Source organism: Verrucomicrobiia bacterium (assembly GCA_036268055.1).
Classification (GTDB): domain Bacteria; phylum Verrucomicrobiota; class Verrucomicrobiia; order Limisphaerales; family Pedosphaeraceae; genus DATAUW01.
On record DATAUW010000030.1, the window covers coordinates 72428 to 79052 of the forward strand.

The following is a 6625-nucleotide window of genomic DNA, read 5'->3' on the forward strand; positions in this document are numbered from 1 at the left end:
TAATGGAACAAAAGCCGCCGGGTGTCCGCTTCCTATGCTAGGCAAAGGTGCGCCTAAGGTATTCGATGCTCTTCGTCGCAATGACTTCGGGACCTTCTTCAAATTTGAAGACTTCCACGGACACGTAACCCTTATAGCCGACTTCCTTCAACGCCGCCGCGATCGGCTTGAAATCTACTTCGCCGAAACCGGGGCCTTTTAGATTTTTATCGTTGGCATGAAAATGGGCGAAGTGCCGTGACGATTCGCGGATAATCTGCGGAATGGGCGCCGATTCACTGCACATCGCCTTGACGTCGAGAATGATTTGGAAATGCGGGCTGGCGAATTGTTGGGCAAAACGGATGGCTTCGGCGACGGTATTGATAAAATCGGTTTCGGCAGGTGAAAGTGGTTCGAGGCAAATCGTGACCTCGCGCGAGCGGGCGCGGTGGACGGAATCGCGAAAAGTTTCCGTCGCCAACTCCCACGCTTGTTCGACCGTGACGCCGGGCAGGCGGTTGCGTTGCTTCGGTGAGCCGACCACGATCACTTTGCCGCCCAGGTCGGCGCAAAAATCCACAAGGTCGCAAAAATATTTTGACGTGCGCGAGCGGATGCTGGCGTCCGTGTGATTGAGATACATGCCCTCGGCTTGCACAAGCACCCAATGGATGCCGCAGATGGCGATGTTATTTTGCGCCGCGAGTTCGCGAATACGCCGCCGCTCCGCCGCAGAAATATTGGCCACGGATTTTGCGATGGTGAACGGGGCGATTTCAACCGCGTCGTAACCAGCCTTGGCTGCGTACGCAAATGCATCGTCGAGTTTCCAGTCCTGAAAAATCTCGTTGCAGATGGCGAATTTCACGGCCGGGTCATTTGGAAAGTCCCGTGATCGTATTTGCAGGAGTAAGTGGAAAAATAATTTGTGGCGTCGGCGTGCCCCTCATAATGATAGACGCCGCCCGCGAGAAAGCCGAGGTCGGCTTCACCGCTGAACTTCGCCGGACTTGTGCCGGGCTCGACGTTCAATGGCACCGTGTAGCCGAAGCTGAGCACCTTGTGATATTTGGCGTGAAAACGCGCGCGATAAACGCCGTCCGCTTTCTTCGTAATGACACAGCGAAGTTGGTCGGTGTGATGATTGACATCGCTGACCCAGACGCCTTGCCAGCGGCCTTCCAGATCACTAGGAGTTGGCCGGCCTGCGGCTTGTTTCCAATCGTGATTGAACGTCGTGCAACCGCCGGTGAACAAAAATGGAATGAACGAAAGCAATGCGCCAATGCGCCGGGCGATTCGGGAGAAGGGGCCGTTCATGCAAATAAAATAACCGCGCGCGGAAATTTTTCGAGAGAAGATTTGCGAATCGTTTTCACGGGGTGGCATAACGCGCGATTCCCACTTGAGATTTGATTCTGCCGCGTTATTTTCTAGCCATGCCGATCTACGAATTTCATTGCGAGAAATGTGAGCAGGACAGCGAGATTCTTGTTCGCTCCAGTAATTGGGAGGGAACGAAGTGCCCGCATTGTGGCTCCGTGAAACTAGCGAAGAAATTTTCCACTTTTGCTTCAAGCGTCAGCGGCGAGGGCGGGGCGCCATCCTGTAGCGGCGTGCCAAGTTCCTGCGCCATGTGCGGCACGGGGAAACCGCATTCGCATTAATTCATGCGAGGCGGCGCGCCGCCTTGGTTATTCAATTCCGCAAAGTTTTTTCGCGCTCACTTGCGTGAGGTCCGCCACCGCCCAGTCGGGTTGATGCGCCAAAAGTTCAGCGAGTGAAAACGGCCCTGTCGCCACCGCGAGCACTTTTGCATCAATCGCGCGGCCGCAGGCGATGTCATGCGGCGTGTCGCCGATGACCAGGATTTGATCGCCGCGCAATGCCTGGCCGAGCAGGGCCTTGCCGCGTTTGTGCGCCACCACGGCGATTTCGTTTCGATCTTCGTGATCGTCCGCAAAAGCGCCCGTCGAGAACAAATCCCACAGATCGAAATGCCGTAACTTGAGTTCCGCGCCGAGGCGGATATTTCCGGTCAGTAAACCAATCACCGGCGGCTCCGGCAGCGCCTTGAACTCGTGGATCAGTTGCGTGGCGCCGGGGCAAACCTGGCCTTGGCCTTCGATCATCCAATGCGCAAGCCAATGCGCGTAGCAATCGAAAAAACGCTCCAGATTTTTCGGCGAAATTTCGATGCCATGCTTCGTAAACAATTCGCGAATGAGTCCGGTATCGGTGCGCCCGGCGAATTTCAAACCTTCGGTTCCGTTGACGATGCCGAATTCAATTTCAAGCGCCTTGGCAAAGGCGCGAATGCCCACCGCATTAGTGTGGAGCAGGGTGCTGTCTATGTCGAACAATACCAGTCGAAGCATCTCAAAATCTAACGACGCGGATGCCCTGTGGCAATACCTAGCATCGCAGTTTCTGACCCTAAAGCTGGAAAATGAGTTATATCACAACTCAATTTTAAAATGATGATGAGCCCCACCCGATGGACAAGGATAAATTTGGTCGATTTCAATATTTTGTCCTTCGTCCGAATTTAGAACAATGCAACTACTTTGAGGAATATTAAGACTATATTGAAGACTGGAAACATATAGTCCAGAATTTGAATTCGTATAAAACAATCCTGTAGAGTGTTTGACCCCGTCAACATACAAGGTCCCCTGCCGGTCTAACGGATGTGTTAGTGCATTAATCTCTGGGCATTGGGATTTACTCATAATATTAGCAGCCATTATACGTTGTCGAAAAACAATGTCAATTCGCTTTCCCATTGGATGCCGATAGTGTGTCCCGAAACCCAAACTCAATCTGAATACGTAACGCCGTTGCGGATATTGTTTTGTGACGTGAATGAAATGTCTTTGAAATAATAGGATGCGATGAAACTTTAGGCCATTTTTTTAGCGGCGATGATTATAGATGTCGCGCGAAAAATTGGTCTCCAAAAGTAACTTGGAACGATCCTCAATGATGGCATCTAGTTTCAAATCATCCCACGAAATATCTTCATTTTTAATCGCGACTTCGCACATCGCATTTTCCCAATCGGCGCGCTCGATTTTTATCGGCGGCGGCTGAACGGAGCCTTGGATGAGCAAGCCATCGCGCGTGCGGCGTTGCGCGGCGCCGGCGATTTTTTTTTCATGCCACAGCACATCAAATTTTTCGTAGCCGACGAAGCATTGGCCGGGCGCGCATTTGAGGCAGTCGGGCGCAAGTTCGGTGATAATGTTCATCTGCCCAAACGCCGCACAAATCCATTCGTGCATACGGCGATAACTTTCGACCGCCTTGAGTTCATACCACGGATCACCGGGCGGAATGATGACGCTGTAAGTCCAATCGGCATCGTGCGGCACGAGTCCGCCACCGGTAGTGCGGCGCACGAGCGGGCGCAGCAGAGTGGCTTGCGCGACCTCGTCGTATTTTTGAAAATAACCGAACGTCGCCGCCGGTTCACTCCAACTATAAAACCTCAAAATGGGCTGGCCCATGGACGCGGCAGTTTCAAGCAACGCACCATCCACCGCCATGTTCCACGCTGCTTGGCCCGCGCCGGATTTAAGCAGCCGCCAGGAATTTGAAATCGGCGAAGTCATTATAAATTTTGCGCGCTCTCCCACGAAAGGCGCGCGACAAAATTATTGTTCGCCCCAAATCGCTTTCACGTGAGCGATGCCTCGCTTGGCGTCTTCGGGCGACATGGAAGGGCCAAACTCGAACACTTTGAGATGCTCCGGCTTGACCATCGGCTTGAGCGCGGCGAAGTCCACCGTGCCCGAACCTGGCGGACAATGATCGCGCCCGGGAAATTGGACGTCGTGAACATGAAAACCATAAAGGCGTTCGCGCTGCGATTCCAAATGGTACGCGTGATCAATGAAACCAAGGTTCTGCTTGATCTGCGCGTGGCCGGTATCGTGCCAATAAACCGCGGCGGGACTGCCCAGCACCTTGAACAAAATGTGATAGTCCGGTTCGAGCGGAAGTTCTTCGAGCGCCTCGCGATTTTCGATGCCGAGTTTCACGCCAAGTTCCTCCGCGAGCGGCAGGACGCGTTTCAACAATTCGTTCGCGCGATCAATGTAAGGCTCTTTCAACTTCTCGCGCTTCTGCATCACCTCGTCGCAAAGTTTTTGATACTTCGAACTCTCCTTTTCGCCGCGTCCCACCATCTCGATCATTTTGTCGGTGTAATCCTTCATCTCGATGCTGCCGTAGTGCATGACCACCAGCGGCGCCTTGAGCCGCGCGGCCATCTCGATGGTCTTGCGCGTGTAGCGATAGGCATTTTCGCGCTCGGCGGGTTTTTCGGCGGAGAGCCGGTAAATGTTCGGCGCGGAATGATTGACGCCGATGGGCAGCGGGCAAAAATTGTGGAGGCTGGAAATTTTTATTTCGCCGCCGTCCACGGCTTCCATGATGCCGGGCAAAAGGCTGATGCGCGTGCCGTGGCTGAGTTCGGCATGGTCGAAACCGAGATCGCGGATTTCGCGCAACATCGCGCGGCCATCGGTGTGGCGGTGAGAATTCCAGCAGCTTGAAAACGAATACATAAAAATAAAAATGCCGAATGCGGTTTTTTACTTCGACCACATTCGGCTATGAATATTCAAAGGTTATAGATCGGCGTAACGCGCCGTCAACATCGCGGAGAACCGGGCGGCTTTCATCTTGCGACGCTTGCGTTCGCTCGGCTTTTCAAAATGCCGGTGATTGCGCACGACTTTGAGCGTGCCTTCGCGGTCGATTTTTTTCTTCAACCGGCGCAGGGCCTTTTCGACTGGCTCGCCTTTTTTTAATTTAATTTCAGTCAATCAATTCACTTCCTCTCCAGAGACCTTGACACCAGTCCAATCCATGACCGCCGATGCTCTTCAGTCGAGCCGAAGAGAATATTTTGCCAGCGAAAGAGTGTCAACGGGCAAAAACAGGCGATGTGTGAAAAGATCGTCGCCATGGCCAACGAATTATTATATCTCATTTATAATAAAACAGTTACAATCCATTGTTACAACTGCGTTTTAACCCATTCTCGCGCTTCCTCGCTCGTTTTCAACTCCTCCTGAAGCTGTTTATCGCGCAACTCCGTCAATACCTCCCCCATGCGCGGCCCGGGTTGCATGCCCAGCGCTTTCAAATCTTCCCCATTCAAAAGCGGCGGAATCATCTGCGGACGATTCTCCAACTCCCGCGCCTGCTCCACCATAAAATCGTAATGATCCAACAACCGATGCGACCCCAGGCAATCCAGCTTGTGCAAATCCAGTTCCAGCGGAAACGTCTCCCGCAACAACATCCGCCGCACTGTCGCCTTGCGCATCTTCTTCACGTCCTTGAATTGCATGTGATACAAAACCGCCGTCACGATTTCGTCCGTCTGCTTCCGAGGAAATTTCAACCGCTGCAAAAGCGACTCCGCCATCTCCGCGCCGATTTTTTCGTGGCCGTAAAAATGAATGTTGCCCGTCTCCGCGTCGCGCTCGGCCGTCACCGGTTTGGCCACATCGTGCAAAAGCACCGCCCACGGCAGCGATTCCGGCGCATTCGGCGGCAACTGCGACAACATCAGCCGCACATGATTATATACCGAACCCTCGGGATGATAATTCGGCGATTGTTCGCACGCGATCATCGCGGCGATTTCCGGCAAAACTTTTTCCAGCAAACCGCTGTCGCGCAAAAGATCCAGCCCGCGCGCCGCGTATGGCGGACGAAATAATTTCAGCAACTCCTCGCGCACCCGCTCCGCGCTCACCGTCGTGATCTTCGCCGCGTTCTCGCGCAACGCCGCAAACGTCCCCGCTTCAATTTCAAAATTCAACTGCGCCGCGAACCGCACCGCGCGCAACAACCGCAAATGATCCTCCGCAAACCGGTCCTGCGCCAGGCCGATCGTCCGCAGCAACTTCACGCGCATATCTGCCTCGCCGCCGACCCAATCGTGCAATTTCTCCGCCACCGGATCGTAAAACAAACCGTTCACCGTAAAATCGCGCCGGCTCGCGTCCGCCTGCGCATCGGCAAACGTCACTTCCTCGGGATGCCGCCCGTCGTGATAATCCGACTCCGCGCGAAACGTCGCCACCTGAAATTCATGCCCGCCTTCCAGGACAATGATCACGCCAAACTTTCGCCCCACGGGAATCGTGCGCTGAAAAACTGCCTCCACCTCCGCCGGCGCTGCCGAAGTCGCGATGTCATAATCATGCGGCTCGCGCCCAAGCATCTTGTCGCGCACACAACCGCCCACCCAGTACGCGGCAAACCCCGCGTCTTGCAACCGCCGCGCAATCTCAACCGCAGTTTTGCGTAATGGCATAAACAATATTTTAAAACAACTCTCCGCGAAAACCCACCACTTTAGTAACGGTTTTCCGCCGCCTCCCAATCCCGTCTCGCCGAGACAACTGAAATTTATAGAATGGCAAGGTCGAACCGTCGCGGCGCGACCGCGCCGCTCCACCCCGTCCTCTAACCTGGCAGCGCTGCGCTGCCGCGCAGCCGTCCGCAGTCCCGCAGGGACGGCAGATCTTAGCCCAGCAATTCATTGCTGGGTTTACCTCCGCCACAAACCAAGTCCCTTCAGGGACGAAAGAAATCATAGATTCACCAAGTAACTTCCTTC

At 54.1% G+C, this 6625-nt stretch carries 8 protein-coding genes; 1 reads left to right on the forward strand and 7 read right to left on the reverse strand.

The features are described from left to right. Positions 1-37: 37 nt before the first annotated feature. Positions 38-850, reverse strand: a complete 813-nt coding sequence (locus tag VH413_17175) for a sugar phosphate isomerase/epimerase family protein (GenBank protein ID HEX3800429.1) — start codon at positions 848-850, stop codon at positions 38-40. Continuing rightward, the gene (locus VH413_17180) at positions 847-1302 is read right to left on the reverse strand and encodes a hypothetical protein (protein HEX3800430.1); all 456 of its coding nucleotides are present in this window, start codon (positions 1300-1302) and stop codon (positions 847-849) included. The genes VH413_17175 and VH413_17180 overlap by 4 nt, the downstream gene beginning before the upstream one ends. 119 nt (positions 1303-1421) lie before the next feature. On the opposite strand from VH413_17180, the gene VH413_17185 reads away from it, so the two are divergent. Then, positions 1422-1649, forward strand: coding sequence for a zinc ribbon domain-containing protein (locus tag VH413_17185; GenBank protein ID HEX3800431.1), 228 nt, complete (start codon positions 1422-1424; stop codon positions 1647-1649). 27 nt (positions 1650-1676) lie between these two features. Here VH413_17185 and VH413_17190 read toward each other — a convergent pair whose 3' ends face one another. The 5 genes from VH413_17190 to VH413_17210 form a co-directional block, all read right to left on the reverse strand. Then, complete coding sequence (locus tag VH413_17190; protein HEX3800432.1) at positions 1677-2360, reverse strand: HAD hydrolase-like protein; 684 nt, start codon at positions 2358-2360, stop codon at positions 1677-1679. A gap of 537 nt (positions 2361-2897) precedes the next feature. Next, positions 2898-3596, reverse strand: a complete 699-nt coding sequence (locus tag VH413_17195; protein HEX3800433.1) for a lipoate--protein ligase family protein — start codon at positions 3594-3596, stop codon at positions 2898-2900. Between the two features lie 42 nt (positions 3597-3638). Then, positions 3639-4553, reverse strand: coding sequence for a sugar phosphate isomerase/epimerase (locus VH413_17200; protein HEX3800434.1), 915 nt, complete (start codon positions 4551-4553; stop codon positions 3639-3641). A gap of 63 nt (positions 4554-4616) precedes the next feature. Next, entirely contained in the window at positions 4617-4814 is a 198-nt protein-coding gene (gene rpsU, locus VH413_17205) for a 30S ribosomal protein S21 (GenBank protein ID HEX3800435.1), read from the reverse strand. Positions 4815-5008: 194 nt separating this feature from the next. After that, complete coding sequence (locus VH413_17210) at positions 5009-6319, reverse strand: CCA tRNA nucleotidyltransferase (protein HEX3800436.1); 1311 nt, start codon at positions 6317-6319, stop codon at positions 5009-5011. Between the last annotated feature and the right edge of the window lie 306 nt (positions 6320-6625).